23 protein-coding genes are annotated in these 26,156 nt (G+C 69.5%); 13 read left to right on the top strand and 10 right to left on the bottom strand.

Annotated features, from left to right (window positions below; all coding sequences use genetic code 11):
* Window positions 1–17 precede the first annotated feature (17 nt).
* Entirely contained in the window at window positions 18–521 is a 504-nt protein-coding gene (locus ACFPZ3_RS08195; RefSeq protein WP_379513354.1) for a GNAT family N-acetyltransferase, read from the top strand.
* Here ACFPZ3_RS08195 and ACFPZ3_RS08190 read toward each other — a convergent pair.
* Entirely contained in the window at window positions 518–1,240 is a 723-nt protein-coding gene (locus tag ACFPZ3_RS08190; protein ID WP_379513353.1) for a class I SAM-dependent methyltransferase, read from the bottom strand. The genes ACFPZ3_RS08195 and ACFPZ3_RS08190 overlap by 4 nt on opposite strands.
* Before the next feature lie 184 nt (window positions 1,241–1,424).
* Here ACFPZ3_RS08190 and ACFPZ3_RS08185 point away from each other — a divergent pair, with 184 nt between their 5' ends.
* Window positions 1,425–2,543, top strand: coding sequence for a COG1361 family protein (locus ACFPZ3_RS08185; protein WP_379513352.1), 1,119 nt, complete (start codon window positions 1,425–1,427; stop codon window positions 2,541–2,543).
* 3 nt (window positions 2,544–2,546) lie between these two features.
* On the opposite strand, the gene ACFPZ3_RS08180 is transcribed toward ACFPZ3_RS08185, so the two are convergent.
* The gene (locus ACFPZ3_RS08180; protein ID WP_379513351.1) at window positions 2,547–3,032 is read right to left on the bottom strand and encodes an Lrp/AsnC family transcriptional regulator; all 486 of its coding nucleotides are present in this window, start codon (window positions 3,030–3,032) and stop codon (window positions 2,547–2,549) included.
* A 140-nt stretch (window positions 3,033–3,172) separates the two neighbouring features.
* Between ACFPZ3_RS08180 and ACFPZ3_RS08175 the strand changes: the two genes are divergently transcribed.
* The 5 genes from ACFPZ3_RS08175 to ACFPZ3_RS08155 all read left to right on the top strand — a co-directional run bounded on the left by ACFPZ3_RS08175 (window position 3,173) and on the right by ACFPZ3_RS08155 (window position 9,296).
* The gene (locus ACFPZ3_RS08175; protein WP_379513350.1) at window positions 3,173–6,514 is read left to right on the top strand and encodes an indolepyruvate ferredoxin oxidoreductase family protein; all 3,342 of its coding nucleotides are present in this window, start codon (window positions 3,173–3,175) and stop codon (window positions 6,512–6,514) included.
* A gap of 10 nt (window positions 6,515–6,524) precedes the next feature.
* The gene (locus ACFPZ3_RS08170) at window positions 6,525–7,664 is read left to right on the top strand and encodes an acyl-CoA dehydrogenase family protein (RefSeq protein WP_379513349.1); all 1,140 of its coding nucleotides are present in this window, start codon (window positions 6,525–6,527) and stop codon (window positions 7,662–7,664) included.
* Between the two features lie 471 nt (window positions 7,665–8,135).
* Window positions 8,136–8,765, top strand: a complete 630-nt coding sequence (locus tag ACFPZ3_RS08165) for an ATP-binding protein (RefSeq protein ID WP_379513348.1) — start codon at window positions 8,136–8,138, stop codon at window positions 8,763–8,765.
* A 28-nt stretch (window positions 8,766–8,793) separates the two neighbouring features.
* Window positions 8,794–8,982 (top strand): hypothetical protein, encoded by a 189-nt coding sequence (locus tag ACFPZ3_RS08160; RefSeq protein ID WP_379513347.1) that lies wholly within the window; start codon window positions 8,794–8,796, stop codon window positions 8,980–8,982.
* A complete protein-coding gene (locus ACFPZ3_RS08155; RefSeq protein WP_379513537.1) occupies window positions 8,982–9,296 on the top strand; it encodes a helix-turn-helix domain-containing protein in 315 nt (104 codons plus the stop codon). Before ACFPZ3_RS08160 ends, ACFPZ3_RS08155 begins: the two co-directional genes overlap by 1 nt.
* A gap of 514 nt (window positions 9,297–9,810) precedes the next feature.
* Here ACFPZ3_RS08155 and ACFPZ3_RS08150 read toward each other — a convergent pair.
* From ACFPZ3_RS08150 to ACFPZ3_RS08130, 5 genes are all read right to left on the bottom strand, one after another.
* Complete coding sequence (locus ACFPZ3_RS08150) at window positions 9,811–10,449, bottom strand: hypothetical protein (RefSeq protein WP_379513346.1); 639 nt, start codon at window positions 10,447–10,449, stop codon at window positions 9,811–9,813.
* Complete coding sequence (locus ACFPZ3_RS08145) at window positions 10,446–10,640, bottom strand: hypothetical protein (protein ID WP_379513345.1); 195 nt, start codon at window positions 10,638–10,640, stop codon at window positions 10,446–10,448. The genes ACFPZ3_RS08150 and ACFPZ3_RS08145 overlap by 4 nt, the downstream gene beginning before the upstream one ends.
* 646 nt (window positions 10,641–11,286) lie before the next feature.
* On the bottom strand, window positions 11,287–11,526 hold the full coding sequence (locus ACFPZ3_RS08140; protein WP_379513344.1) for a hypothetical protein: 240 nt from the start codon (window positions 11,524–11,526) through the stop codon (window positions 11,287–11,289).
* A 420-nt stretch (window positions 11,527–11,946) separates the two neighbouring features.
* Window positions 11,947–15,150: an FGLLP motif-containing membrane protein gene (locus ACFPZ3_RS08135; protein ID WP_379513343.1), complete on the bottom strand. Its 3,204-nt coding sequence runs from the start codon at window positions 15,148–15,150 to the stop codon at window positions 11,947–11,949.
* 64 nt (window positions 15,151–15,214) lie between these two features.
* Window positions 15,215–15,637 carry a hypothetical protein gene (locus ACFPZ3_RS08130; protein ID WP_379513342.1) on the bottom strand — a complete coding sequence of 141 codons (423 nt, stop codon included), beginning with the start codon at window positions 15,635–15,637 and terminating at the stop codon, window positions 15,215–15,217.
* 366 nt (window positions 15,638–16,003) lie between these two features.
* Between ACFPZ3_RS08130 and ACFPZ3_RS08125 the strand changes: the two genes are divergently transcribed.
* The 3 genes from ACFPZ3_RS08125 to ACFPZ3_RS08115 all read left to right on the top strand — a co-directional run bounded on the left by ACFPZ3_RS08125 (window position 16,004) and on the right by ACFPZ3_RS08115 (window position 18,648).
* Complete coding sequence (locus tag ACFPZ3_RS08125; protein ID WP_379513341.1) at window positions 16,004–16,681, top strand: response regulator; 678 nt, start codon at window positions 16,004–16,006, stop codon at window positions 16,679–16,681.
* Window positions 16,682–16,948: 267 nt separating this feature from the next.
* On the top strand, window positions 16,949–17,473 hold the full coding sequence (locus ACFPZ3_RS08120; protein WP_379513340.1) for a hypothetical protein: 525 nt from the start codon (window positions 16,949–16,951) through the stop codon (window positions 17,471–17,473).
* Window positions 17,470–18,648, top strand: a complete 1,179-nt coding sequence (locus ACFPZ3_RS08115) for a sensor histidine kinase (RefSeq protein WP_379513339.1) — start codon at window positions 17,470–17,472, stop codon at window positions 18,646–18,648. The genes ACFPZ3_RS08120 and ACFPZ3_RS08115 overlap by 4 nt, the downstream gene beginning before the upstream one ends.
* A gap of 10 nt (window positions 18,649–18,658) precedes the next feature.
* Here ACFPZ3_RS08115 and ACFPZ3_RS08110 read toward each other — a convergent pair whose 3' ends face one another.
* Both ACFPZ3_RS08110 and ACFPZ3_RS08105 read right to left on the bottom strand, forming a co-directional pair.
* A complete protein-coding gene (locus tag ACFPZ3_RS08110; RefSeq protein ID WP_379513338.1) occupies window positions 18,659–19,243 on the bottom strand; it encodes a hypothetical protein in 585 nt (194 codons plus the stop codon).
* Window positions 19,244–19,402: 159 nt separating this feature from the next.
* Window positions 19,403–20,050, bottom strand: a complete 648-nt coding sequence (locus tag ACFPZ3_RS08105; protein WP_379513337.1) for an adenylate kinase family protein — start codon at window positions 20,048–20,050, stop codon at window positions 19,403–19,405.
* Between the two features lie 173 nt (window positions 20,051–20,223).
* On the opposite strand from ACFPZ3_RS08105, the gene ACFPZ3_RS08100 reads away from it, so the two are divergent.
* Complete coding sequence (locus ACFPZ3_RS08100; protein WP_379513336.1) at window positions 20,224–21,243, top strand: S66 family peptidase; 1,020 nt, start codon at window positions 20,224–20,226, stop codon at window positions 21,241–21,243.
* 79 nt (window positions 21,244–21,322) lie between these two features.
* Window positions 21,323–22,567, top strand: coding sequence for a C39 family peptidase (locus tag ACFPZ3_RS08095; protein ID WP_379513335.1), 1,245 nt, complete (start codon window positions 21,323–21,325; stop codon window positions 22,565–22,567).
* Window positions 22,568–22,571: 4 nt separating this feature from the next.
* Here ACFPZ3_RS08095 and ACFPZ3_RS08090 read toward each other — a convergent pair whose 3' ends face one another.
* Window positions 22,572–23,552 (bottom strand): NAD-dependent epimerase/dehydratase family protein, encoded by a 981-nt coding sequence (locus ACFPZ3_RS08090; RefSeq protein ID WP_379513334.1) that lies wholly within the window; start codon window positions 23,550–23,552, stop codon window positions 22,572–22,574.
* Between the two features lie 238 nt (window positions 23,553–23,790).
* On the opposite strand from ACFPZ3_RS08090, the gene ACFPZ3_RS08085 reads away from it, so the two are divergent.
* The coding region (locus ACFPZ3_RS08085) for a caspase, EACC1-associated type (protein WP_379513333.1) at window positions 23,791–26,156 on the top strand (2,366 nt) is incomplete at its 3' end.

Genomic DNA, 26,156 nt, shown 5'->3' with positions numbered 1-26,156 from the left:
CCACGTAGCCTGAGCGGATGACCGGAGTCTTCACGGTGTCCCCCGCCTCGCCGGCCGACGGCGGCGCCGTCGGCGAGATCCACGCGGAGTCCTGGAAGGCCGCCTACGCGGGCTTCTTCGCCCAGGACTTCTTCGAGGCGGCGGTACGCGACCGGCGCGGCAGATGGCACGACAAGCTGCTCGCGGAACCCGACGCCACCGCCCTGCTCGCCGCCGTGGACGGCCGCCCCCTGGCCTTCTCCTACTTCGGCCCCTCACCGGCCCGGCCGGGCTGGGCGGAGATCTTCGGCTTCTACGGCCATCCCGACGGCTGGGGCTCCGGCGTCGCGAGCGCCCTGATGACCGCCACCCTGACCAAAATCGGTGAACAGGGCTTCACCCGCATCCACCTGTGGACGCTGCGCGACACTCCCCAGTCACGCCGCTTCTACGCCAAGAGCGGCTTCACGGAGTCAGGCACCGTACGCGACCACGACTTCGGCGACGGCACCCTCATCGACCAGGTCGAGTATGAACTCTAGGCGTGACCGCCGCCTTTCACGCATCTCATGACGAGGAACACCGGATGTCTGGCCGCGACCGGCCGCTTCACGGCCCATTCCGAGGCGGGCTCCGGCTCGGCCAGCTCGCTCACCCACAGGTCGTGGCGGCGGAAGGTGTTGATGTACGTCGAGAGCGTGCGGTGGTTGGCGCCCACCTGGCGGCGTAGCGACGACAGCTCGCCGTCCGCCCGCCACCAGCCCTCGGAGTGGTAGGGCGCGTCCGGCGGCCACGAGCCTGAGACGCCCTGGCCACCGGGGAAGCAGGGGTGCAGGATCGAGCAGGCGAAGACGCCGCCGGGGCGAAGGGCGCTCGCCGTGGTCGCGACGGCGCCTTCGAGGTCGTCGATGTCGGAGAGGCCGAAGCTGCAGACCACCGCGTCGAACGGGCCGAAGTCCTGCAGGGAGTGCCGCGGCGTGACGTCGGTGTGGAGGTAGTCGATGCCCAGCGGGGACTCGCGCTCGGCGGTCTTCGCCTTCTCGATCAGGGCGGCCGAGATGTCGGCGCCCACGACCTCGGCGCCCCGGCGGGCCAGCTCCCGGCTGATGCGGCCGTGACCGCAGGCGATCTCCAGCACCCGGCGCTCCGCGACCGGCTCCAGGAAGTCGAGCAGGCGCAGGGATGCCGGGTCGTTGATGGTGTCGGTCCAGCCGGACGCGTAGAAGTCGGCGATCTCGTCGTAGCGCGCAACGCCTGCCATGCCCTTGACAGTACGCGTCGGGCGGGCGATTACGGAGGGGTGTTCATCGAACGCGGAATCCGTCGGCCGCGCGGGTAAAGACTCCGTCATGACAGCGCATGGGTGCGGTCTGACCGCCTTCGCGCCCCCGCCACTCAGGAGGAGGATTTCCCCGGGTCGAGCAGGCAAGACGCGGGGGTACGACATGGGCAGGCCCGGGATCACGGCGATCATCGTGGTGGCAGGGCTCACCGTGCTGATCGGCGGCCGCCTCACGTCGGCCAGAGCCGACCCTGGAACCGGGGTCGCGGGAGGCGGCGGCACCGAGGGCTCGCCGGCGCCCCCGACCCCCCGGACCACCAGCCTGCGCGTCACCACGTCCGTCTCCCCGGACCCCGTGACCACAGGCGCCCGGGCCGTCTACGCCCTGACCGTCACCAACACCGGCGACCAGCCCGCCGACGACGTGATCGTCACCGGCGTCCTCGACCGGAACCTCACCCCGGGCCCCCTCCCCACCGGCTGCTCCCTCACCACCAGGACCATCACCTGCGGCGGCCCGGGACTGACGATCCCGGCGGGCCGGAGCGTGGCCTACGACCTCCCGGTCACGACGGAGGCGACCCTCCAGGACGGTACGGACCTCACCAACCGCGCCCACGTCACCTCCACGAGCGCGAACGGCGACGAGACCGAGATCGTCACCAGGACCCGCACCAGGACCGACCTGGCGCTCGAACTGACCGCCCCGCCCTCCGCGACCGCCGGCGAGAGCATCCCCTACACCCTGACGGTCACCAACCGCGGCCCTTCGCAGGCGGAGAACGTCACCGTGCAGGCCCCCGAGTGCCTCACCTGCCGGCCAGACAGCCTGGCCCCGGACGAGAGCAGAACGTTCACGTTCGAGATCATCCCGGACACCACCGGCCTGATCGAGAACTGCGCCACCGTCAGCACGGTCAGCCGCGAGGAGGACACCAGCGACAACCGCTCCTGCGCCGCCACGACCGTCGAGGAAGAGCCCGGTCCCGCCGCGATGCCGATCCACACGGCCACCTACACCCCGCGAGCCGACGGCAAACGACCCCGCCAGGGCAGGCACGAGCGGGAGGAGCGTGACCGGGAGGAGCACGAGAAGGACGAGCCGCGCAAGAACGCGGCCGCCGGCCAGGTGCCGCCCCCCGCGCGCCACGACGGCCAGGCCCTGCCCCTGACCGGCGCGTCGATGTGGATGATGTGCCTCGCCGTTGCGGTGCTGCTCTCGGTGGGCCTGCTCGTACGTTACTTCTCCCGCAAGGACGAGCGTTCCGGGCGAACCGGCTGACCCTCAAGGGGCGCGCGGCACGTCCCGGCTCCATGACCCGAGCACCAGCAACGTCTTCGTGCCCGTGACCTCCCCGGCCCGGCGCAACCGGTCGATGACGTGCTGGAGGTGCCCCAGGTCCCGCACCCGTACGTGGATCAGCGCGTCGGGATCGCCGGCGATCGTGAAGACCGCCTGCACCTCCGGCACGTCCGTCGCGGTGCGGATGATCTCGGCGACCGGCGTCGTGCCCGGATAGCGCAGTTCGGTGAACGCCTCGATCCCCCACCCCAGCTTGGCGTAGTCGATCTGTACGCTGAATCCAGTGATGACACCAAGCGCCCTGAGCCGGTCGACCCGCCGTTTGACCGCCGCCACCGACAGCCCGATACGCTCGGCCATCTCCGAGAAGGTCCTGCGCCCGTCCTCCCGCAGCAGCCGCAGCACCTGGTGATCGATGTCGTCCACCTCAGGCACGGAGAACACCTCCTTCAGGCGCAAATAACGCACGCCGGCCAGCCCATCAACCCATATTGTTTGCGTCTTCACCCCACTTTCTCATCTAATACTTGCGCATATCATGCCCGCGTTGCTGTGCTGGGAATCTCCGCACATCCGGCGCGAGCACGTAAGACAGCCAGGAGGTTCGCATGAGCGTGAGCGAGACTCCCGCCCCCGTGTCGCTCGACGACAAGTACACGGCGCTCGACGGGCGGGTGCTCATCTCCGGCATCCAGGCCCTCGTCCGCCTGACTCTCGAACAGCGCCGCCTCGACGAGGAGCGCGGGCTGGACACTCGGGCGTTCGTCACCGGCTACCAGGGCTCGCCGCTGGCCGGGGTGGACCTCGAGATGGGGCGGGCGGCGCGGTTCATGGAGCAGGCGGGCGTGGTGTTCAAGCCCGGCCTGAACGAGGAGCTGGCGGCCACGGCGGTGGCCGGGACACAACTCCTGGAGCAGGTGCCCGGCCGCCGCCACGACGGCGTGACCGGCTTCTGGTACGGCAAGAACCCCGGCCTCGACCGGGCCGCCGACGCCATCAGGCACGCCAACGTGTCCGGCACGGCCCCGCTCGGCGGCGCGGTGGCCTGGATCGGCGACGACCCCGGCTGCAAGTCCTCCACGCTGCCCAGCTCGTGCGAGCCGATGTGCCAGAGCCTGTCGATGCCGCTGCTCGCGCCCGGCTCGGTGGCGGAGATCATCGAGTTCGGGCTGCACGCGGTGGCCATGTCACGGGCGACCGGCCTGTGGGTGGGCCTGAAGATCGTCGCGGACATCGCCGACGCCTCCGCCACCGTGGATCTCGGCCCGCTGCGCGCCGGCATCCCGGTCCCCGTGCACGCCTCCAGAGGCCCGGCCCCGATCCTGCTCGGCCCCGCCGCCCTGGACGCCGAGCACGACATGCTCACGCGGCGGCTCGGCCTGGCCCGCGACTACGCCCGCGCGCACGGCCTGAACCGCATCGTGTCCGGCGAGTCGAACACCACCCTGGGCATCCTCGCCTCCGGCGCCACCTACGCCGTGGTCGAGCGGGCGCTGGCGGACCTCGGGCTGGACGAGGCGGCCATGGACGAGCACGGGCTGCGGCTGATCAGGCTGGCCATGCCGTTCCCGCTCGCGTACGAGGACCTGGCCGCCATGACCGCCGACCTCGACCGGGTGCTGGTGGTCGAGGACAAGGTGCCGTTCCTGGAGGGGCAGCTCAAGCAGGCTCTTTACGGAGGCGAGCGCGCCCCCACGATCGCCGGCCGGGACCTGCTGACCGCCAGGGGCACCCTGGGCGCCGACGACGTGGCCAAGGCCATCGCCACCTGCCTGGGCATCGAACGACCCCGCCGCCCCCGCAAGCGCGGCCTGCTGCCGCTGGTGGCGGCGCGCACCCCGTACTTCTGCTCCGGCTGCCCGCACAACACCTCCACCCGCACCGCCGACGACACGCTGGTCGGCGTGGGCATCGGTTGCCACGCGATGATCGCGCTGGACGGGCACGGGCGCGGCACGCAGATCGGCATCACGCAGATGGGCGGCGAAGGGGCCCAGTGGATCGGGCTGGAACCGTTCACCGGGGACCGGCATTTCGTCCAGAACCTCGGCGACGGCACCTATCACCACTCCGGCTCCCTGGCGATCAGGGCGGCCGTGGCGGCCGGGGTGTCGATGACGTACAAACTGCTCTACAACGACGCCGTGGCCATGACCGGCGGGCAGCGCGCGGAGGGGCGGATGGACGTGCCCGCGCTGACGCAGGAGCTGGCCATCGAGGGTGTGCGCGGGATCGTGATCACCACGCCCGAGCCGGAGACGTACCGGGGCGTGAAGCTGGCGCCGATCGCCTCCGTGCGGCACCGCGACGACCTGCCCGAGGTCGAGAAGGAGCTGGCGGCGCGCGGCGGCGTGACCGTGCTGATCCACGACGACCGGTGCGCGGCCGAGGAGCGGCGGCTGCGCAAGCGCGGCAAACTGCCCACACCCCCGCAGAAGGTCCTGATCAACGAGCGGGTCTGCGAGGGTTGCGGCGACTGCGGCGACGTCTCGACGTGCCTGTCCGTGCAGCCGGTCGAGACCGGGTACGGCCGCAAGACCCGCATCCACCAGGCCTCCTGCAACACGGACCTGAGCTGCCTCAAGGGCGACTGCCCCTCGTTCCTGCTGGTCGAGCCGGGCACCACGGAGGCCCGCCAGGCGCCGCCCCTGCCCGTCGAACCGCCGGACCCGGTCCTGAACGACGCCGGCGACGTGCTGATCAGAATGCCCGGCATCGGCGGCACCGGCGTGGTCACCGTCTCCCAGATCCTGCAGATGGCGGCCCACCTCGACGGGCTGCACGCGACCGGGCTGGAGCAGACCGGGCTGGCCCAGAAGGGCGGTCCTGTGGTCAGCGACGTGCGGATCTCGAAGCGGCCGCCGACCGGGTCGGTGCGTGCCTCGCAGGGCAGCGCCGACGTGCTCATCGGCTTCGACGTGCTGGGCGCGGCGGCCGACACCACCCTGGCCGTGGCCTCGCCCGAACGCACCGTCGCCGTGCTGAACACCTCCGTGGTGCCCACCGCCGCCATGGTCACCGGCCGGGTGCCCGTGCCCGGGCACGCCGACGCGGTGGCGCGCGTGGCGTCGGCCAGCAGGGAGCAGGTCTGCGTGGACGCGCACGCGCTGTCGGAGGCGCTGTTCGGCGACCACATGCCGGCCAACCTGCTGCTGCTCGGGGCCGCCTACCAGCGCGGCTGCCTGCCCGTCAGCGGGGACTCCATCGAGCGGGCCATCACGCTCAACCGGGCCGCCGTGGAGCAGAACCTGGCGGCCTTCCGCTGGGGCCGCGCCGCCGTGTCCGACCCGGAGGCCGTAGCCCTCTTGGTCACCACCCCGGAGCCCCAGGGTTTGGAAGAGCTGGTGGCCGCGCGGGTCGCCGACCTGACGGGCTACCAGAACGCCACCTACGCCCGTACGTACGCCGACGACGTGAACCACGTGACCGCGCTCGCCGTCGAACGCGCGGGTGAGACGGCGGGCACGGCGATCGCCCTCGCCTACGCCCGCGGCCTGCACAAGCTGATGGCCTACAAGGACGAGTACGAGGTCGCCCGCCTCCACCTCGACCCTACCGAGGTCGAGCGGCGCGAGCGCGAGTTCGGCAAGGATGCGGTCGTGTCGGTGCTGCTGCACCCGCCCGTGCTGCGCGCCATGGGCATGAAGCGCAAGATCAAGGTACGCCGCTCGGCCGGGGTGCTGTTCCGCGGCCTGCGGGCGGCCCGGGTGCTGCGCGGGACCGCGTTCGACGTGTTCGGCCGGGCCGAGGTGCGCCGGGTCGAGCGTGAACTGGTCACCGAGTACCGCGACCTGGTGCGATCGGCCCTGACCCGCCTCACCCCCGGCACCGCCGGCGCCGTCGAGGAGATCGCGGGCCTGCCGGAGCTGATCCGGGGGTACGAGGACATCAAGCTCACCCGGGTGGCCGAGTTCCGCGACCGTGCCAGGAAGGCTCTGGAAAACCTCTGAGGGAGTGACCGTGACAGTCGACCGCCTGCTGCCCGACCAGGACGCCAGGGATCTCATCGAGCTGACCAGGGAGATCGCCGACAAGGAGCTGGCGCGCCGGGTGGACGAGCATGAGCGCGCCGAAACCTACCCGGAGGGGCTGTTCGCCACGCTGGGGGCGGCGGGGCTGCTCGGGCTGCCGTACCCGGAGGAGTCCGGGGGCGGCGGGCAGCCGTACGAGGTGTACCTGCAGGTGATCGAGGAGCTGGCGATGCGCTGGGCGGCCGTCGCGGTGGCGACCAGCGTGCACACGCTCGCCTGCTTCCCCGTCGCCACCTACGGCACCCCTGCGCAACGGGAGCGCTGGCTGCCCGACCTGCTGGCCGGGCGCCTGATCGGCGGCTACAGCCTGTCGGAGCCGCAGGCCGGGTCCGACGCCGGGGCGCTGTCCTGCCGGGCGGAGCGGGTCGAGGGCGGCTACCGGATCACCGGCAACAAGGCGTGGATCACGCACGGCGGCATCGCCGACTTCTACGCCCTGTTCGTGCGTACGGGCGAGGGCTCGCGCGGCGTCTCCTGCTTCCTCGCGCCCGGGTCGGCCGAGGGGCTCACGTTCGGGCGGCCCGAGGAGAAGATGGGCCTGCACGCGGTGCCGACGACCAACGCGCACTGGGACGGGGCCGTCCTGGACGCCGACCGGCTGATCGGCGAGGAGGGGCAGGGCCTGCAGATCGCCTTCAGCGCCCTCGACTCCGGCCGGCTCGGCATCGCCGCCTGCGCCACCGGCCTGGCCCAGGCCGCGCTGGACGAGGCGGTGGCCTATGCCAAGGAGCGGCAGACGTTCGGGAAGAAGATCATCGACCACCAGGGGCTCGGTTTTCTGCTGGCGGACATGGCGGCGGGGGTGGACAGCGCGCGGGCCACCTACCTGGACGCCGCCCGGCGACGGGACGCGGGCCTCCCTTACAGCCGCCAGGCGTCGGTGGCCAAGCTGGTCGCCACGGACGCGGCCATGAAGGTGACGACGGACGCGGTGCAGGTGCTGGGGGGGTACGGGTATACGCGGGAGTTCCGGGTGGAGCGGTACATGCGCGAGGCCAAGATCATGCAGATCTTCGAGGGCACCAACCAGATCCAACGCCTCGTCATAAGCCGCCACCTGGCCAAGTAGGTGGGCTCGGGGCCACCCACCCGTTGCCCATCTGAGTGGTCGGCCATCTGACACCCGCCCCGAAAGGTCATCGCAGGGGGGCGCTTCGCGCTTTGTGGCTCAGCCGTTTCCCCCAGTCGGGCCAAGCCCCGACCCCTGAAGGCCTTCGCTCCGCTCAGACGCTCTCATTGATGGGGCGCGGGCTCCGCCCGCGCCCCAGATTGTTCGGCAGAGGCGTGAATGCTGCGATGGCTCAACCAACGTGAGGCCGAACCGTGCACGGTTGAGGCAGTGGGGTTCGGCCGGCAAATCGTCAGACGGCGTCCACCGTTCCGATGATCCCGTACAGCATCCTGCCCCAATGATCCTCGCTCCAGCTCGGAGCGTTCATCCCTGAGCGTGCCTTCGGCCCGCAAGACGGTCTTTCCGTGGGGCGCCTCGCGCAAGAAGGGCTGGAGTGCGGTTTGATGATTCCTCCCGCCTGCCCGAGACATGCTAACTAGCATGCTCGTCCGCGCTGCGCAGGGAGAATACGGTGCTCGACGAAGAGCTCGCAGAGATCATTGCGAACCTCCGCGCCCTCGGCGGGGACATCTGAAAATGCTTGAAGAGGTTCCTCTTCCAGGTGAGACCCGGACGGTCTGCGAGAACCGGAGCTCGGGAATCCGGGCCATGGTTTCCGCCCTCCGAGCGGCCGGTATGAGCCCACCGCAGTTCGATGACCGCGTATCATCCTTCACCGTCACCATCCCCAACCACGCTTTGCTGAACGAGGACGTCGTGAGGTGGATCGAAGGTTTGGGCGAACGAAGTCTCTCTGACAGCCAGTGCATTGCGCTGGCAATGCTCCGAAATCGAGAGATCCTTGACAACCGCTCCTACCGGAGCGCCACCGGTGTGGACTCGCGGGTGGCTACGGCCGAGTTGGGGGATCTGGTGGCACGTGAACTAGTGACCCAGACTGGGAGCAGGCGATGGGCGCAGTACGAGTTGTCCCAGCGGGGGCACCGCCCTCCCCCAGGGGAAGCACCTGCATCGACGCGTACTGATCGACGCCGTCAACTACTGGACGCTCTTGGTGACGAGACCCTTTCGCGAGCCGAGTTGGCTTGGCGCAGCTGAGTGGCGCTGGTGGGTCGGCGTCGCCAGGTTGCTGCGTGAACGCCTTCGGTCGGCCAGGCTCACCTCTCTGACTGCACTTCCTGTCGATCCGTGGCGGTCCAGCATCCTGCTTGTCGCGGGTGACAAGACCGGACAGTGGAATGCCTGGTATCAGCTCGCCGAGCAGCGCTACGAGCTCTACGTGAAGGAACGACAGGCGGAGGAGGGCGGATCGTGATGGGATATGCGCGCTGGAAGGATATTCGTGCTGAGCATGTCGAACGCGTCGGCGGCGAGAACGCCGTTGCGGCGGGCAAGCAGGAACTGCTCGCCAAGGTGCAAGGACACCAGCTTGCTGAGGTCCGCCGTAGTCGAGGGCTGACCCAACAGGACATCGCGCAGCGCATGGGGGTCACCAAGGGCCGCATTTCACAGATCGAGCAAGGCAAGATCTCCGGACAGGACGTGCTCGCCCGCTACGCCGCCGCTCTTGGTGGCCGGCTCCACCAGTCGATCTACTTCGACGATGGTGACATCGCTGCCATCGCTTGATATGCGGGCGAGAGAGATCGAATCGTGCGGTGTCTTGGCCGCAGTAGAAGGCTCCCGTGGCTGAGCCCCGCTGGAAAGCATCCTCGGCTGGGGTTGAGAGTGTGCGCCCCGCGCCGCCACTCCGCCCAGCATCAAGCCCGGTTCGACGATGCCGTCCGATCCGAACTCCGGGAGGTGGAGTACGTCGAGCAGTTCGTTCGTCATCCCGGCCAGCTCGACCGCGAACATCGCTCCGGCCGCCACGCGCGGCACGCGCGACCGCCAGCGGATGACGAGCAGGTAGAGGACGTCGATCGCGGTCCACAGCGCGAGCTGGAATGCCGCGTCGACCGCGTCGGGGAGCAGCGCGATCGGATACCACAGCACGAGGGTGTACGCCACCGCCAGATACAGCAGTCGGCGCAGCGCCTTCGTCCGGCGGTCCAGCGGTCCCGGCGCGGGGGTCCGCAGGATCAGCCATAGGAGCGCGGCCTACATCAGGGCGGACAGGAGCAGCGCCACGATCGTCGGGGTGTCAAACCCGCCGCGCGCCATCTGTCAGCCGTCGCCGTTTACCGTGCCGCAGTTGCTCACCCAGTGCTCTTAGCCTGTTCAGCTTTCGGTCCGTCGGATCGCCTGCGGCCACTTCGAGCAGGTAAGACTTGAACAGCGCTTCAGTGTCGCGCGTCATGCAAAGCTGATCGAGCTTTTCCTTAAGGGGAAGTGCCGCGGAACGTGTACTGGCATCGTCCGCAGAAGCAGCCGCTCCCTTCTCCGCCTCGTTCAGCAACTTTCCGACTGCCTGGTGCGACATACCCAGCAGGTAACCGATGTCCCGGTGAACGTAACCTCTTCGCGCCAGATCAACCACTGTCGCTTGCGTCGCTTCGGCAGCCTTTTGTTTGACTAGGGTCGCCGCGAGACGAGTTACCAGCGTGGCCTCCAGTTCTGTAGCGACTTCGTCGTCGGCCACGGTCAACTCGAAGTCGGCGTTAATCTCGGAGACGCCCACATCCAGCATGGTGGCCACCAGGTCACGCGCCATCTCCTCGGATTGCTCCAAGCGCTTCACCTGGGTGTGGTAGCTGCGCTTGAGGCGGGGTCCGGAGACAGTCAAAGCCCACCAGCCATCGCTTCTGCTGGCGGTGATGGTGTAAGTGTCGCGCTTACTCACTGCTCCTCCTGCTCCTTCGCAACCTCAGCAAGGATGCTCTCCCAGTTCTCCAGGATTCCTTTCGCCGTGCGCTCGTTGACTTCCGAGTGGCGAGGCACAGGCATCGCCTCCGAGCCGGCATGCCACTTAGTGTGGCTGCCGCCTTCGGTTGAACGAACGGGCACGCCATACTCCTTGGCGAGCTTGCGCATCCGCCGCTCAAGATCCCGCTTCCTCATCACCAGTGTAGGCTACCGAGGTTGCACACAATAAGGCAACTAAGGTTGCAGATTTATGCGTGCGCCCGCCCGCAGCGCTGTTGCCCCGGCCCGGCGTTGCGGCTACAGGTACCGTCAGCGGGTCGAGGCCCCAAGGGCGGTTCAGCAGGGAGAGAGGGACAGGGTCGCGATGATGGCGTCGCCGGCGGCTGTGTCGAGGCGTTGGTGCATGACGGTGAAGCTGCAGCGGAGGGCGTCGAGGGGGCTTGGAACTGGTTGGCGGCTCTCAGCGTGGCCCACCGTCGCGACAATCTGGCCAGTGCGCCCTCGTTTGTTACGGCTTGGAGCGAGAAGACGGCCCTCGCTCCGCTCGGACTGTCTTCCCGGGGCACGCCTTCGGCGCGCAAAGTCATCGCAAGGGGGCGCTTCACGCTTTGTAGCTCAGCCGTTTCCCCAGTCGGGCCAAGCCCCGACCCCTGAAGGCCTTCGCTCCGCTCAGACGCTCTCATTGACGGCAGACGGGATGGACAAGCCGGGAAGGAGAGGTTTAGTCTCGGGGACCTTAATCGCTCGAAGCTGGATCAAACCCCAAAGCGAGAAACTGGATCCGTATAGACGCGTGGAAAGCGGCGATCACGGCTCACAGCCTTACCCCATAGCCTGGGTGTGTCGATCTGTCTTTAAGTTGCTGCGGACGTCTGCGGCGTCTGTTGTCCACACCAATGGCCAGGGCTACAGCACCGACCATGAAGCCCACGCCCACGATGGCGAGAGCTATAACTTTGCCGATATCCACGGCTGAGCCGACGACCAAAGCGCCGCATCCAGCGAAAATCAGGATCACTGCACCAATGGTTAAACACACATTTCGCCCCGTCATGGAGATGATCGTAGAGGTGCAGCAGGGCAGAGGCCAGATGCTGGTGCGGTGAAGGCGGCAAGCCCACTCCGCACGGTGAGTTGACGGCGAGCCAACCAAAGAACAGGTACTCGGCCGAGGTGGTCCCAGCCGCAGGGCCACCATCGTTCCTGTTTCGACCTTGCCGAGCTGTTCCGTGCCTGCTTCGTCAGAGCCAGAAAAGCAGCGGACGACAACCGCAAGTAACCACAGACCTCTATGCAGCTCACGCACCTAATGCGCGTTCCGTGCCCAGCTCACGATCTGGTATCTCCGAAACCATGCAGATTCTCGAGGGCACACACTTCCCGGGAGCCGAAGGCAGCCGGCTTCAGAGCATGAGCCGGCTCTTGCCACCGCGACCGATGCCCAGGTCGCGGTATGGAGTCGCCACAGTGGTCCTCACTGTCGATACTCACCGGCGTCCCCCGATCGACGTCTGCGGGGGCCGCTTTGGCGGGCCAGGGCAAGGCGACTCGGCGAGGCTGGTGGGCGACGGCGCCGGGCGGATGGGCGTGCCCTGGCCTTCTCCCCAACCTTTTCGCGGCCCCGTACGTAGGCCCAGAACAGCAGCGAGAGCACGGCGGCGGTCAGGAAGAGCGCGAACATCGTGCCCACGGCCGGCCAGTCGAGGAGCATGGCCTTCTCCGCCTGGTCCGCGTAGACCACATGGACGAACGCGAACACGGCCACGGCGATGACCACCGCCCACACCCGCCGGCTCCACTGGGTGAGCTGGTACCCGTCGAGGAAGCACATCGGGACCAGACCGAACAGCACACTTTGTACACCCATGGTGAAGACCGCCGCGAGCGCGGAGTCGGTCAGCAGGGTGGGCGTGTGCGTGCTACCGCGGTCGGCCGCCTCGTCGAAGGGCATCCAGGCGAACCAGGCCATGAAGCTCAGCGCCAGCGTGGCCACCGCCGCCACCAGGACCGCGCGGCCCCGGTCCTTGTCATCGCCGCGTTCGGCCGGCTCGCCGTTGCGCCGCAGGCAGACGAAGACCGTGATCAGTCCGTAGACGTAGCCGGGGTACAAGCCCAGCCAGCGCGAGATCAGCGCGCACGCCGTGGCCAGGACGAGCGCCCCCGGCAGGACGCGGAAGCGGCCGGCGCGCTTGGTGCTCCAGCGCATGAGCGCCTCGTTGACCAGGGTGTAGGTGAGCGTGGTCAGCACCACCGCGACGAGCAGGCCGAACGCGGTCTGCAGGTCGCGTTCCCCGGCCGGGCCGACGAAGGTGAGAAGGCCGGCGGAGATCACGCTGAAGGCGGCGAACTGGACCCAGGCCGGCAACCCGGCCATCGTCTCCCTGATCCGCGCGAGCGCGGTGACGTGCCGGAGCAGGTTCGTACCTTGCTCATAGCTCTTGTTGACGATCTCGGCGGGGAAGCCGAGCAGCAGCAGGATCAGGCCGCAGATCAGCAGCGAGCCGAGGATCACCACCAACCGGAACGAGATCTCGTCCGGTGCTCTGATGGAGGCGGCGAGCAGCGAGCGGGGCCAGACCGCGGGGATCTGGAACTTCGCCGTCGCCGTGGCCTGGCAGGCGAGCTCCACCTCGTGCTCGCCCACCGCTGCCCCGAGTGGCACCTCGAAGTCGCCCCCGAGCATTGAGCGGTCGTCGCCGCGGAGCGGTACCGGGTTGCCGTCGAAGCGGAGCACGGAAGTGGTGCAGCCGATGGGATAGCCGCGACCGACGGCCGTCGCCGTCGTTCTCCCCGGACCGACGCGGGGGCTCAGCGTGAGCTGTGGCGCGCGCGGAGGAGTGTACGCCGTGAAGACGGCGCCCGCGGCGATCGAGGGCGCGCTTGTGCAACGTGCGGTGATGACGTGCGAGCCCGAGCTCGCCGTGGCAGGCACGCGGAGGTCCCGCAGGAACCGCTCGTCATGGACCGGCGCACTGGTCACGACGCCGCCGTCCCAGAGCACCTGGACATCACGGCAGCCGAATCCGGTGCCGCTGACAGGAAGCGGGGCGCCAGGCTGGCCGCGGTCCCACATCAGCTCGATCGCCGGCGGTCCGGACTCCTGGGGCGGAGTGGCGGTGCGCTCGGGCGTCGAATTCTGAGGGGATGTCCTGGTCGGCGTCGAAGGGACGGTCGTGGGTTTCGGGTCTCGGGAAGCAGGCGGCGATGCCGAGTCGCCGGGGGCGGGCGGCGATGCCGAGTCGCGGGGAGCGGGCGGCCGCACGGTGAGTGAGGTCTGGGCGGCACGATCGGGCGCGTTCCGGCACCGCGCCGCCACCGCCACCGGGCCGGAGGCGGCTGTGGCTGTGGCTGTGGCTGGCATCCGCTGATGGAACGCACCTGACCCGTCCGCTTCCGCGTCCGCCGTCCTGGAGCCGAGCGTGATCGTCACCGGTCCCGGCAACCCTGAGCCCTCGCCGCAGTCGAACCGGGAGCCCGACACCGTCACCTCAGTGCCCGCCAGGGGGTTGGTAGGGACCACATCGAGGCTCGGCGTCCTGGCGCGTACGAGGAACAGCCTGCTCACCGTCGTCCCCTCGCACTCGCCCGTGATGCGGCGATCGCCATAGCGGCTGTCGATGGGCACGGTGATGGCTCGGGAGAACGTGCCCTTCCTGACCTCGACCGGCCAGCGGGCCGGATCGCCCTCCCAGCGCAGAGTGGCGGAGGCGCAGGGGAAGCCGCTCCCCGTGACGCGAACCCAGGTGGAGACCTGTCCCTGTGTCGGCGATGCCGTCATCGACGGCTTCTCCCGCATTTGCACCAGGATCTGCGCGGTCGTGGACTGGCGCGGCAGGATGTCGCAGTACGCGCCCACGGTGTGCTTCTGGGCAGAAGCGTCGGCGGGTGTGGTCAAGGTCGCGGACAAGTGCCCATCGGCGTCCGCGCGTGCCTCCTGCCACGGCATGCCGTCCCACGTCACGTGCATGGCGCCGGCGTAGCCCTCGCCGGGGTCGCAGTCGAACCCGGCCCCCTCGATCCTTACGCGCTCACCCGCGTGCGCCTTTTCAGGGGTTGCCGTGAGACCGATGACATGCACCGGCGTCTTCGCGACAGTGGAGGTGGTCTCGGTTCCGCAGGTCGCGGAGACGGTGATCGCGTCGTGGCCCGGCGAGACCGGCGGCACGACGACCGTCTGCGTGAAGTTCCCTTTCTCGTCGGCGGTCACCTCGGCGAGCTTCGACGACGAGGAGGCCCAGTCCAGCGACAGGTGTACGGGCAGGAAACGGTCGTTGAGGCAGAAGTAGCCGCTGCCGTGCAGCTCCAGCTTGGCCCCCGCCTCCGTCATGGACAGGTCGGATGCCGCATCCACCAGCATGAACGTCCGCTCACCGGAGATCTTGCGCTTCGGACATTCGAGAGTGACAAGGTGCGACCCGTAGGCCCGGTCGTCCAGGGGGACCTGGAAACGCGCCGCGTTGGAATCGCGAGGCTCCAGAGTGTTCACATCCCGCTGGTCCCACCTGACGGCGTACCCCTCTGGGCATGCCATGCCGGGGAACGCGGCCTTCACCAGAACGCCGTTCTGACCCCACAGCGGATCCAGGGTGACCGCCGCCGCGTCCGCCGGTGCGGCGACGGCGATCGGCGCGCCGAGCAGCAGGACGGCCATGGCGTAGCGCAGAATTCGCAGTCTCATCTGATACCCCCTCATACGGGACGGGGAGCCCTCCAACGGTGGAGAGCTCCCCGCAGTGCGCTGGTCAGGGCTGGACTTGGATGCGCCCGAGCTTGACGAAGCCGCTCATCGGAGCCGCCGCGCCGGTGCCGTCGCGGTAGGTGAGGTTGGCGACGATGTCGTAGTTGCCGGGCGCCAGGACGTTCTGCATGGTGAGCACTTCGGCGTACTTGCCGTTGGCCGGGTTGAGCGGCCGGCTGATGGGCGGGTTCGGGTACTGCGACTCGCTGCCGCTCCCGACGGGGTCCACGTCGAGGTGGACGTGCCAGGTGCCGCCGAGCGCGGGCACGAGGAGCCCGGTGATCTCCCATTCGAGGTCCACTCGCCACGCGTCACCCGCTCTGACGATGTCCATGGGGGCGCCGCCTGGATCTACGACGGTGGCCTCGAACCGGCCGGTGAGCAGCGTCGGAGGAACGATGTACGGCTGAAAGGATCCGGCTGTCATGACTCTCCTTCTCGGGTAGGTGGGCGGCCGCTTTTCGCGGTCGTCGTCCCGAGAACCGATGATGCGGTGCACCCGGCCGTCGACTCGTCATTCACCGAGCGGATTTTCCGGGTCCGCTCGGTGCAGTAGAAGGCGCCTCGGCCATTCACCTGGAAGGCTCAACAATGGCATCGCGTCACTTTCGTAACGCGATTGGTCGCGAACACACCGGAGACGGCGCGGACGTTCGAGGTGTTCCGCGGAACGCGGATACCCCCGGAGACGTACCTGGTACTCCCCACGATGTACGAGCGCGCCGCAATTCGATTGATCGGATCACTGTGGTTCGTTATCGTCCAGAGCAGGACGGGTTCTCGGGGGCCGACAATGATTAATGTGATTCTTGCCGACGATCAGTCAAGAATACGTGGCCATATTGCGCTGCTGCTGGCGGGCGAGGCCGACATCACCGTCGTGGCCGAGGTGGGTGACGGGTTGCAGGCGGTCGAGCAGACCCGGCTGCTCCAGCCCGATGTGGTGGTCATGGACGTGCGCATGCCCGGAATGGACGGTGTCGAGGCCACCCGGCTGATCACCCGGGACGAGATGTCGAAGGACCCCGGCAAAACCATTCGGGTGCTGATTCTCACCATGTTCCATATTGACGAGACCGTGTTCGAGGCGCTGCGCAACGGCGCCTCGGGCTTCATGCTGAAGCACTCCATGAGCGGCTCGCTGATAGAGGCCGTCAAGGCGATCGCGACAGGTGAGGCATGGCTCGACCCGACCGTGACCCGACCGTTGATCGACGAGTTCGCGGCCCGGCCGCACCCGGGCCCATGGAGTCGCACCGACCTGGAACAGCTCACCGCGAGGGAGCGCGAGGTGCTGTGGTGGGTGGCGCAGGGACTGTCCAACACGGAGGTCGCCATCAAGCTCTCCATCGCCGAGGTCACAGTGAAGACCCACGTCGCGCGCGTGCTGATGAAGCTCGGCGTGCGCGATCGCGCCCAGGCCGTCGCGGTGGCCTATCAGAGCGGGCTGGTGAAGGTCGGCGAGCACTGACCGCGGCATCCGACATTGACATGATGCCGCTTAAATGGCGCCGCAATTCCGCCGGACGTGTCTCGTGTCTTCACACGCGCTGGTACCGGGTGTTCAATGTGCTCGGCGCCGCCGCTGGTCATGCGGCCATGCCGGTCGGGCAAGGGCGAAATTCTGTGCACGCATGTTGGATTTCGACTGGCCGGAAAAGGGGGATACATGTGCGAATCCCATTCCATTCGCACCGACTTACGGGTTTCGGTTCAGCTCAGAGGAGCCGGCGACAGAGTGGTCGGCCAAGTGGCCGTCGGCATCCTGGGCGACTCCGACACGATCCTCGTGGCCAGACCGCCGATGGAGCTGAGCCAGCGTACGCCCGAATTGGAGATCCTGACGATTCCGCTTCCCGTGAGCGAGCACGCGCTCATCGAGCGCTTGGAAATCAGGACGACGACCCTTTACGGCCTGACGGATGACAGAAAGCCAATACTGGCGGTCCTCCGACTGGCCCAGAACTCGAGATACGCCGCCCAGATCCGCCGCTACGACCCCGAGGCCGTCGCCGATCGGATGAGGGAGAACGGCGGCGACTTCACGGAGGCTCTGGAGCACACGCGCGCGGTGCCGGAGCACACGGGCGTCATCACGCAACGGCAACTGCGCGAGGCGGATCGGGCCGAGGCCGTGCAACGCGCCGCGAAGCTGCGCACCAGGACCTACGAGTCCATCGAGGAACTGACCAAGGCCATATGCGTGTACCCCCTCCTGTGCGTCTGCCCGCGGGACGTGAATGAAGAGGGTGAGCCCTCATGAGGTGGCCGATCGAGCGGTTCCGTGCCCTGCCGCTGACGGTCCAGGACGGTCTGCTCGCGCTCGCGGTGGGCGTGATCGACGTTGAACTGTTCTCCGCGCAGGCCTTCACCAACTGGGTCGTCAACGTCTACGCCGCAGCGGGGGTCCTCGCCTTGACATGGCGGCGTAGATGGCCGGTCATCGTCTTCGCCGTCCTGCTGGCGCACAATCTCGCCGCGTTCTGGGTGGAGGGGTACTCCCCCGTCCTGATCCTGCTGATCGCCCTTTACACGGTCGCCGCGCACAGCGCCATCAGGCTCTCCGTCGCCGCCCTGCTGCTGACCTTCGGCGCCTACTTCGTCGCGGCCGTCAACGAGGCGTTCGCGATGAAGAGTGACCAGTGGCGTACTCTGCTGGCGTTCCTCGTGTTCTACGGACTGCAGACCGGGGGCGCGTGGGGCCTGGGCAGATGGGTACGGCTCAGCAGGCGGCACGCGGCCATGCTGGATTATCGGCGTCAGATGGAGGCCGCTCAGGCGGTGGCAGGGGAACGGGTCAGGATCGCGCGAGAACTGCACGACATCGTGGCCCACTCGGTGACCGTGATGATGCTGCAGTCCGCCACGGCCGCGCGGGCCGTCAGGACTGCCCCGGACCGCGCCGAGGAGGCCTTGGCGGAGGTGGACGGCCTCGGCCTGCAGACCATGGACGAGCTGCGCCGCATGCTGATCGTCCTGCGCCCCGAGGACGGCGGGACCGTCGAGCCTGCCGGCGACGCCCAGCCCAGCCTTCAGGACCTGGAGGCGCTGGTCAACGGCGTGCGTGGCGCGGGCATATCGGTGGACCTCCGCACGACGGGGAACGCCAGGCCGCTCGATTCCAGCGTCGGGCTCACCGTCTACCGCACCGTGCAGGAGGCCTTGACCAACGTGACCAAGCACGCGGGGCCGGGCGCGCATGTACGCGTCGACCTGGAGTGGCTGGGCGACGACCTGCGGGTGAGCGTGGTGAACGACGCTTCGGGCAGTCCCCGCCGCGTGGCCAGAGTGCCGTCGTCCGGGCGCGGGCTGAGCGGTGTGCGCGAGCGGATGGAGATGATCGGGGGCAGCCTGGAAAACGGGCCCACCCCCGACGGCGGCTACCGTCTCTCGGCGACACTGCCCGTGATCCGCCGCTCCGCGGTGCCCGCCGGCTGACCCGGAGTCGTCATCCCCTGTCCCAGGTGAGGCGTTCCTTCACCGACGCGCCGTCGGTGAAGCGGATGCCGATGTTCGCCTCGTAGACGCCGTCCCCCAGGCGGAGCGCCGGTGTCCAGATGTCGCGGTTCTCCTCTTCGCCCGGGGGTGCGGTGTCGTAGCTCCACGTCCGCTCCTGCCGGGCAGACGAGGACCGGCGAGAAATGTCGAGGGAGATCGAGGCTATTCTTTTGTCGCGGAATGGCGGGCGGTCCCGGGTCGTCTCATTTCTCGGGGTCAGGAACTGGGCCCATACCAGCCCGCATTTGGGGTTGATATTGTGAACTAGCGCGATATTTCCGATAATGCCGCCGTTCCGGGAGATGTCAGCGCTCGCGGACGTTGTGAAGCGCCCGTTGACGAATCGGCACCCCCGCGCGACGGGATCGGCCCCGTCGTCCGGCCCGCCGAGCGACAGGACCCAGAAGGACACGACGACCAGGGTGGCGAAGGAGGCCAGCGCCAGGCCGGCGCGCGGGCGCGAGCGCCGGACGCCGCGCAGGAGCGGCCACAGGCCGGCGAGCGCCATCCCGGTCAGGCACCAGGCGATGATCACCCAGGTCAGGGCGGGCTCGTACTCGTCCAGGCCGAGACCGGGGACGCCGAAACTGCCGACCAGGCCCAGAATGGCCGCCAGGATGGTCCCGGCCGTCGCCCGGATGGCGGCGCCGCGGCCTTTCGCGCCGCTTTCTCGAGGCGCATGCTCTTTTGTTTGTCAGCCCTCGTACGGCGGCAGGTTGAAGCGGGTGCGGATGGCGCGCTGGACGGTGGCCTTGTCGGCCCTGGCGTCGATCGTCATCACATACTCCTTCCCGCGGAACAACTCCAGCACCGGGTCGATCTTGCTGTGGTAGTCCCCCAGCCGCCGGGCCAGCGCGTCCGGAGTGTCGTCCTCCCTGCTCACCAGGTCCCCGTCGCACACGTCGCACCGGCCCTCCACCTCGGGCCGGTGCGCGATGAGGTTGTAGTCCATGCCGCACCGCGAGCACAGCCGCCTGGCCAGGACGCGCCGCCACACCTCCTCGTCGGGCAGGTCGAGGTGGATCACCCCGTCGAGGTCGTAGCTCTCCAGGAAGAACTCCGCCTGGCGCCGGTTGCGCGGGAAGCCGTCGATGACGAAGCCGTAGTTCCAGTCATGGAGTTGGAGGCGGTCCCTGACCACGTCCGCCACCAGGTCGTCCCCCACCAGTTCCCCGGCCGCCACCAGGCGGCGGACCTGGGCGCCGAGCTTGGTGTGGTTCTTGACGTGCCAGCGGAAGATGTCACCGACGCTGATGTGCACCAGATCGAGGCCGGCGGCCAGCAGGCCGCCCTGGGTGCCCTTGCCGCTTCCCTGCACGCCCATGATCACGTATTTCCGCATGTCCCACTTCCGAGCGATATTTCATGCCTTGAGAACTCTTGAGCAGTCTTGAGCAGTCTTGAGCATCGTCACCCTCCCATCGAGGTTCATGCGGGGGAAAGGTGCGGGGTGTGACGGGAGAGGACTTCGGAGCACTGCGAAATCGGTTGACGGCAGTGAGAAGATCAACCGGTATGAGGTACCCCTCCCCTTTGCGCCCGGGTGACCGGATCGGCGTCACCTCCCCCTCCTCCGGAGTAGGCGACGCCCTGCGGGCCCGCCTCGACGTCGCGATCCGCACCGTGGAGGCCCGCGGGTACGAGGTGGTCGTCGGCTCCTGCATGGACGGGACCGGGGTCGTCAGCGCCCCGGCCGCCGAACGGGCGCGCGAGCTGATGGGTCTGCTCACCGACCCCGCCGTCAAGGCCGTCGTGCCCCCGTGGGGCGGGCAGAGCGCGATCGACCTGCTGCCGCTGCTCGACTGGGACGCCCTGCGCGCGGCCGAGCCGACCTGGGTGGTGGGCTACTCGGACATGTCGACGATCATCACGCCCCTGACCCTGCTGACCGGGGTCGCCACCGTGCACGGCAACAACCTGATGGACACCCCCTACCGTGCTCCTGAAGGGCTGCTGACCTGGCTGGACATCGTGACGATGGCCAAGGGCGCGACGTTCACCCAGGTTCCGCCCGGCCGCCACCGGGCGCGGGGCCGGGACGACTACCAGGGCACGCCCGAGGTGAGCGAGTTCACGCTCGACACCCCCGGCCGGTGGAAACGGCTCGACGGCGACGGTGACGTGATCGCCGAAGGGCGGCTGATCGGCGGGTGCGTCGAGACGCTGTGCGACCTCGGCGGCACCCCGTACTCCGACGTGCCCGCCTTCGCCGCGACGGCGCCGGAGGGGCTGCTGGTGTACGTCGAGGCCTGCGAGCACGACGCGGGCGACATCTGCCGCCACCTGCACGGCATGCGCATGGCCGGCTTCTTCACCGGCGCGAACGCCGTGATCGTCGGCCGTACCGGCGCGCCGGGCTCGCCCTCGCTCACCCAGCACGAGGCCGTGCTCGACGCGCTGGGCGGGCTCGGCGTGCCGATCGTGGCCGACGTCGAGTGCGGGCACGTGCCGCCGTACCTGCCGATCGTGAACGGCGCCCGCGGCCGGATCGTGTGCACCGCGACCCGGAACGAACTCACCCAAACCTTGGACTGATACGTAGATCTCCCGATGCTTTGCATGCCCGCTGTGCCTAATGTCGGCCCCATCGAGTGCCTTCCGAGAAGGTGGGTCCATGCGTGCGCTGACCGTGTTCCTGTCCGCCCTCCTCCTGGTCATGGCCTGCACCGCCCCAGCGGGCGCGAAAGCGGCCGCAGTCGTCCCTGACGTCGTCTTCCAGCGGGCCGACTTCTCCACCGGCACCCAGGAGGGCACGACGGGCGGCGACGCGCTGGCGTTCGGCTCGGCCGCGGGGACCGTCTCCTACACCGACGCGCTCGGCACCAAGACCTGGGAGTACGCCCGATGGACCGCCCCTGAGCGGGCCGTCGGCTTCCCGGCCACCGAGCTGATCGCCTCATGGACGGCCGACGTGCCGAAGGGGAGCTGGCTGCAGGCCGAGATCCGCGGCAGGAACGCGGAGGGCCTGACGAAGTGGTATTCGCTGGGCCGCTGGTCCTACGCCGAGGGCGACGTCCTGCGCACGTCGGTGTCCGGTCAGGGTGACGCGGACGCCTCGGTGGCCGTGGACACGCTGGCCGCGGCGGCGGGCAAGCCCATGAGCGGCTACCAGCTCCGCCTGACCCTCTACCGGACGCCGGGCTCGTCGGTGACGCCGCGCGTGCGTACGTCCGGCGTGATGAGCTCCAACGTGCCCGAGCGCAAGACCGTGCCGGTCAGCCCCGGCGGCGGCGCGTGGGGGACGGAGCTGGCCGTGCCGCGCCGCTCCCAGAACGTGCACCTGGGGCACTACCCCGAATGGAACGGCGGCGGCGAGGCGTGGTGCAGCCCGACCTCGACCACCATGATCCTGGGCTACTGGGACAAGTGGCCGAGCGCGCAGGACACCGCGTGGGTCGATTCCTCCGACCCGGACCCCGAGGTCGACTACGCCGCCCGCTACACCTACGACCACGCCTACAAGGGCACGGGCAACTGGCCGTTCAACACGGCCTACGCGGGTCGCTACGGTCTGGACGGGTTCGTCACACGGCTGCGCTCACTGACCGAGCTGGAACGGCTGATCAAGGCGGGCGTGCCGGTCATCACCTCGCAGTCGTTCAAGAAGGGCGAGTTGCCCGGCGCCGGGTACGGCACCGACGGCCACCTCATGGCGATCGTCGGCTTCACCCCGACCGGCGACGTGATCGCCAACGACCCCGCCTCCTCCGGCAACGCGGCCGTACGGCACGTCTATCCGCGCGCGGCCTTCGAGAACGTGTGGCTGCGCAGCTCCAGCAGCGGCGGCGTGGCGTACGTCATCCACCCGCCCGGCCACGCCCTGCCCGCCACGACCCCGGGCCTGCCCGCCAACTGGTGACCCGCTAGGCGGCGGTCGCGCGGAGCTCGGACATGCCTTCCTCCCTGGTCCTGACGGGCCGGTAGCCGAGCTCCCGCGTGGCCTTGCCGATGTCGATCGTGCACTCCTGGCCGGACAGCCACACGCTCATGTAGTCCAGCGGCGGCGCGCCCGGCAGCCGCAGGCCGCGCCAGAGGCTCTCCCCGGCCGACGCCGCGGCCGTCGCCACGCCCAGGGGCAACGACCGGCCCGGCCGGGTCACGCCGCGGGTGGCCAGGAGTTCGGTGATGAAGTCGCGGAAGAGCACCGGGTGCCCGTCGGTGACGAAGTACGCCTCCCCGGGACGGCCCCGCTCGGCGGCCAGCACCAGGCACTCGACGGCGTTGTCCACGTGGGTGGTGTCGGTGAGGTGCCGCCCGCCGCCGATCCAGGCGAACCGGCCGCCCTTCACCATGGCGATCAGTTCGGGCAGCACGGTCGCGTCGCCGGCGCCCCAGACGAACCTCGGCCGCACCACCACCGTCTCCAGCCCACCGGCGTCCTTCGTGTCGAGGACGAGGCGTTCGGCGGCGGCCTTGGAGGCGGAGTAGTGGGCCCGGGAGTCCGGCCGGAGCGGCGCGGTCTCGTCCACGCCGACCAGTGGCTGACCGTCCATCAGCGCGGCCTCCGTGCCGACGTGCACCAGCCGGCGCACCCCCGCCTCACGGGCGGCGCGCAGGACGTTGGCGGTGCCCTCGACGTTGTCGGCCCAGAACCGGGCGCGGTCTCCGCCCCGCGAGGTGCGGGCGGCGGCGTGGAAGGCCAGTTCGCCGCCCGCCATCGCCTCCCGGAGCCCGGCCGCGTCCCCGACGTCACCGCGTACGGCGACCGCGCCCAGGACCTCCACCTTGGCGGCGGCCGCGTCGCTGCGGGCCAGCGCGCGTACGGTGTGACCGTCCTTGACGAGACGGGAGACGAGCCGCCCGCCCACGAACCCCGAACCTCCGGTGACGAACACGGTTGTCATGATCTGCCCCTTGGTGTGGTGATCAGTCCCATCTGTACTCTGCGCATCTGTATTCTGCGCGCTCCCCAACGTGACCGCCCGACTCGACGACCGGCCAAGACCTGCGTACCCTAACAACCGGGAAAACGCGGGATGTCCCGCCGTTCTCCCATGTACGCGCCGATCGGGGGGTCGTCCGGCTGTCGCCGTGCACGGCGCCCTCGACCAGCTTGACTCTCCCCCTGCCGTGGAGCGCCGGATGACCGAGGACGAATCTACGACGCTCGAGAAGACCCGGGTCGTGCGACCTCTGCGGCGAAGCGGGCCACCGTTGCTGCTGGCTTCCGAGGGCGCCCGAGTGGTGGTCGCGGGCACGGGCACGCACCGGCCCTCGTCGCGCCTGCCGCAGGTGCCCGCCGTGCCCACCACGGTCACCGACGTCGGTCAGGCCCTGGTCGAGCGGGCGGGCCTGGCCCCGGCCAACCTCAACGTGCTGCTCGACCCGGCCACCCCGGCCAACCTGGGCGAGGCGCTGGAGCGGGCGGCGGGCGAGGCCACGAGCGTGCTGATGTTCCACTATGTCGGGCACGGGGTGTTCAGTCCGGACAACGAGCTGCACCTGGCGACGCGCGCCACCGTGGACCTGGGGCAGGGGCCGCCCGGCTACCAGGCGCTGCCCTACAGCATGGTCCGCCAGATCCTCGGGGCGTCGCGGGCCGAGCTCGTCGTCGTGGTCCTCGACTGCTGTTTCACCGGCGGTGCGCGGCCGGTGCCCGCCAAGGCGATGGAGCAGACGTTCGACTCCTCCTGGCAGGGCGCGTACGTGCTGGCGGCGTCGAGCAAGGACGAGAACTCCTGGGCGCTGCCCGGGGTCAGGCACACGGCGCTCAGCGGGGCGCTGCTCAGACTGCTGAACGAGGGCGACCCCGCGGGGCCGCAGGCGTTCACGCTCGACCACATCCACCACCACCTGGCCCGCGCGATGCCCGCGGCCGGGTTCCCGAAGCCCCGGCGGCAGGCCGGCGACCTCAAGGAAGTGGCGCCGCTCGCGATCAACCCCGCCAAGGACACCTCCAGTCCCCGCTCAGGACCGCCGATGGGCAAGCCCGGCGACCTGAACAGCCCCTACCGGGGGCTGGCCGCGTACACACGCGAGCAGGCGGAGCTGTTCTTCGGCCGGGAGGAGCTGACGCGGTCGCTGGCCACGCGGGTGCGCCAGGCGTTCAGGTCCTCCGGGCCCGCGGTGGTCATCGGCTCGCAGGCGTTCGAGGCTGGCGGCCCCCTCATCGTCACCGGCCCCTCAGGCTGCGGGAAGACCTCGCTGGTGCGGGCCGGGCTGATCCCCGCGCTGGGCGACGAGATCGGCCGGTGCGTCGTGCTGACGCCCGGCGCGCAACCGGTGGCCGGGCTGGCACGCGAGCTGGCGGCGCTCGGCGGCGGCGATCCCGAACGACTGCGCGCGGTCATCTACTCCGATCCGAGCGCGGCGCGGCGCGCCACTCCCGGGCGCACGTTGCTGGTGGTGGACCAGTTCGAGGAGCTGTTCACCGTCTGCACCGACGAGGCCGCCCGGCGACGCTACGTCGACGCGCTCGCGGAGATCTCCCGTACGGCGGCCGTCGTGATCGCGGTACGCGGTGACTTCTTCGGACGTTGCGCGGCCTACCCGGCGCTGCTGGAGACGATGCGGCGGCCCGAGATCATCGCGCCCATGACCGAGGCCGAGCTGCGGCGGGTCATCGAGCAGCCGGCCACGCGCTCCGGGCTCTCCATCGAGCCAGGGCTCACCGAGCTGATCCTGGAGGACGTCCAGTCGGTCGAGGACGACCATCTCCCGAAGCTCTCGCACGCGCTGCTGGCGACCTGGCAGCGGCGTACCGGCGGGGTGCTCACCATGGCCGGCTACCGCTCGGCCGGCGGCGTCGCGCGCGCGGTGGCGATGAGCGGTGAGGAGACGCTGCGGCGGCTGGGCACCGAGTCCGAGCCGGTGGCGCGCGCCCTGCTGGCCCCGCTGGTCCATGTGGACGAGCAGGCCGGCGGCATGCGCAAGCGTGTCCCCGTCTCCTCACTGAGCTCCGGCACGACGTCCGTCGAGGGTCAGGTGCTGGCGGAGTTCGTACGCGCCCGGCTGGTCACCGTGGACGGCGACCAGGCGGAGCTCGCCCACGAAGCGCTCATCCGCGCCTGGCCCCGGCTCGGGAACTGGGCCGAGACCAGCCGGGCCCGGCTGGTGGTGCGGCGCCGGCTGGCCGAGGACGCGCTGATGTGGCAGAAAGACGGGCAGAACGCCACCTACCTGTACACCGACGACCGCCTCGCCACCGCGGAGGCGGCCTCCGGCGGCGAGCCGGCCGACAGCCCCGGCCCCATCGAGCGCCAGTTCCTGGGCGCGTCACGACAGCGGCAGCTCCGGCGCTCGCTGATCACCCGCGGCGCCGTCGCCACCCTCACCCTGCTGTTCCTCGTGGCCACCGCGGGCGGCATCACGGCCCTGGTCAGGAGCAGCCAGGCGAGCAGCCTGGCCACCACCGCCGGCACCCAGCGCGACCAGGCGCTCTCCCGCCAGCTCGCCGAGGCGGCCGGCACCACGCGGCGGGCGTCCTGGACTATCTGCACGCGCCGCTG

The organism is Nonomuraea insulae (genome assembly GCF_042656245.1).
The sequence above is the reverse complement of the archived record's forward strand: the minus strand, read 5'-3'. Positions and strand labels throughout refer to the sequence as shown.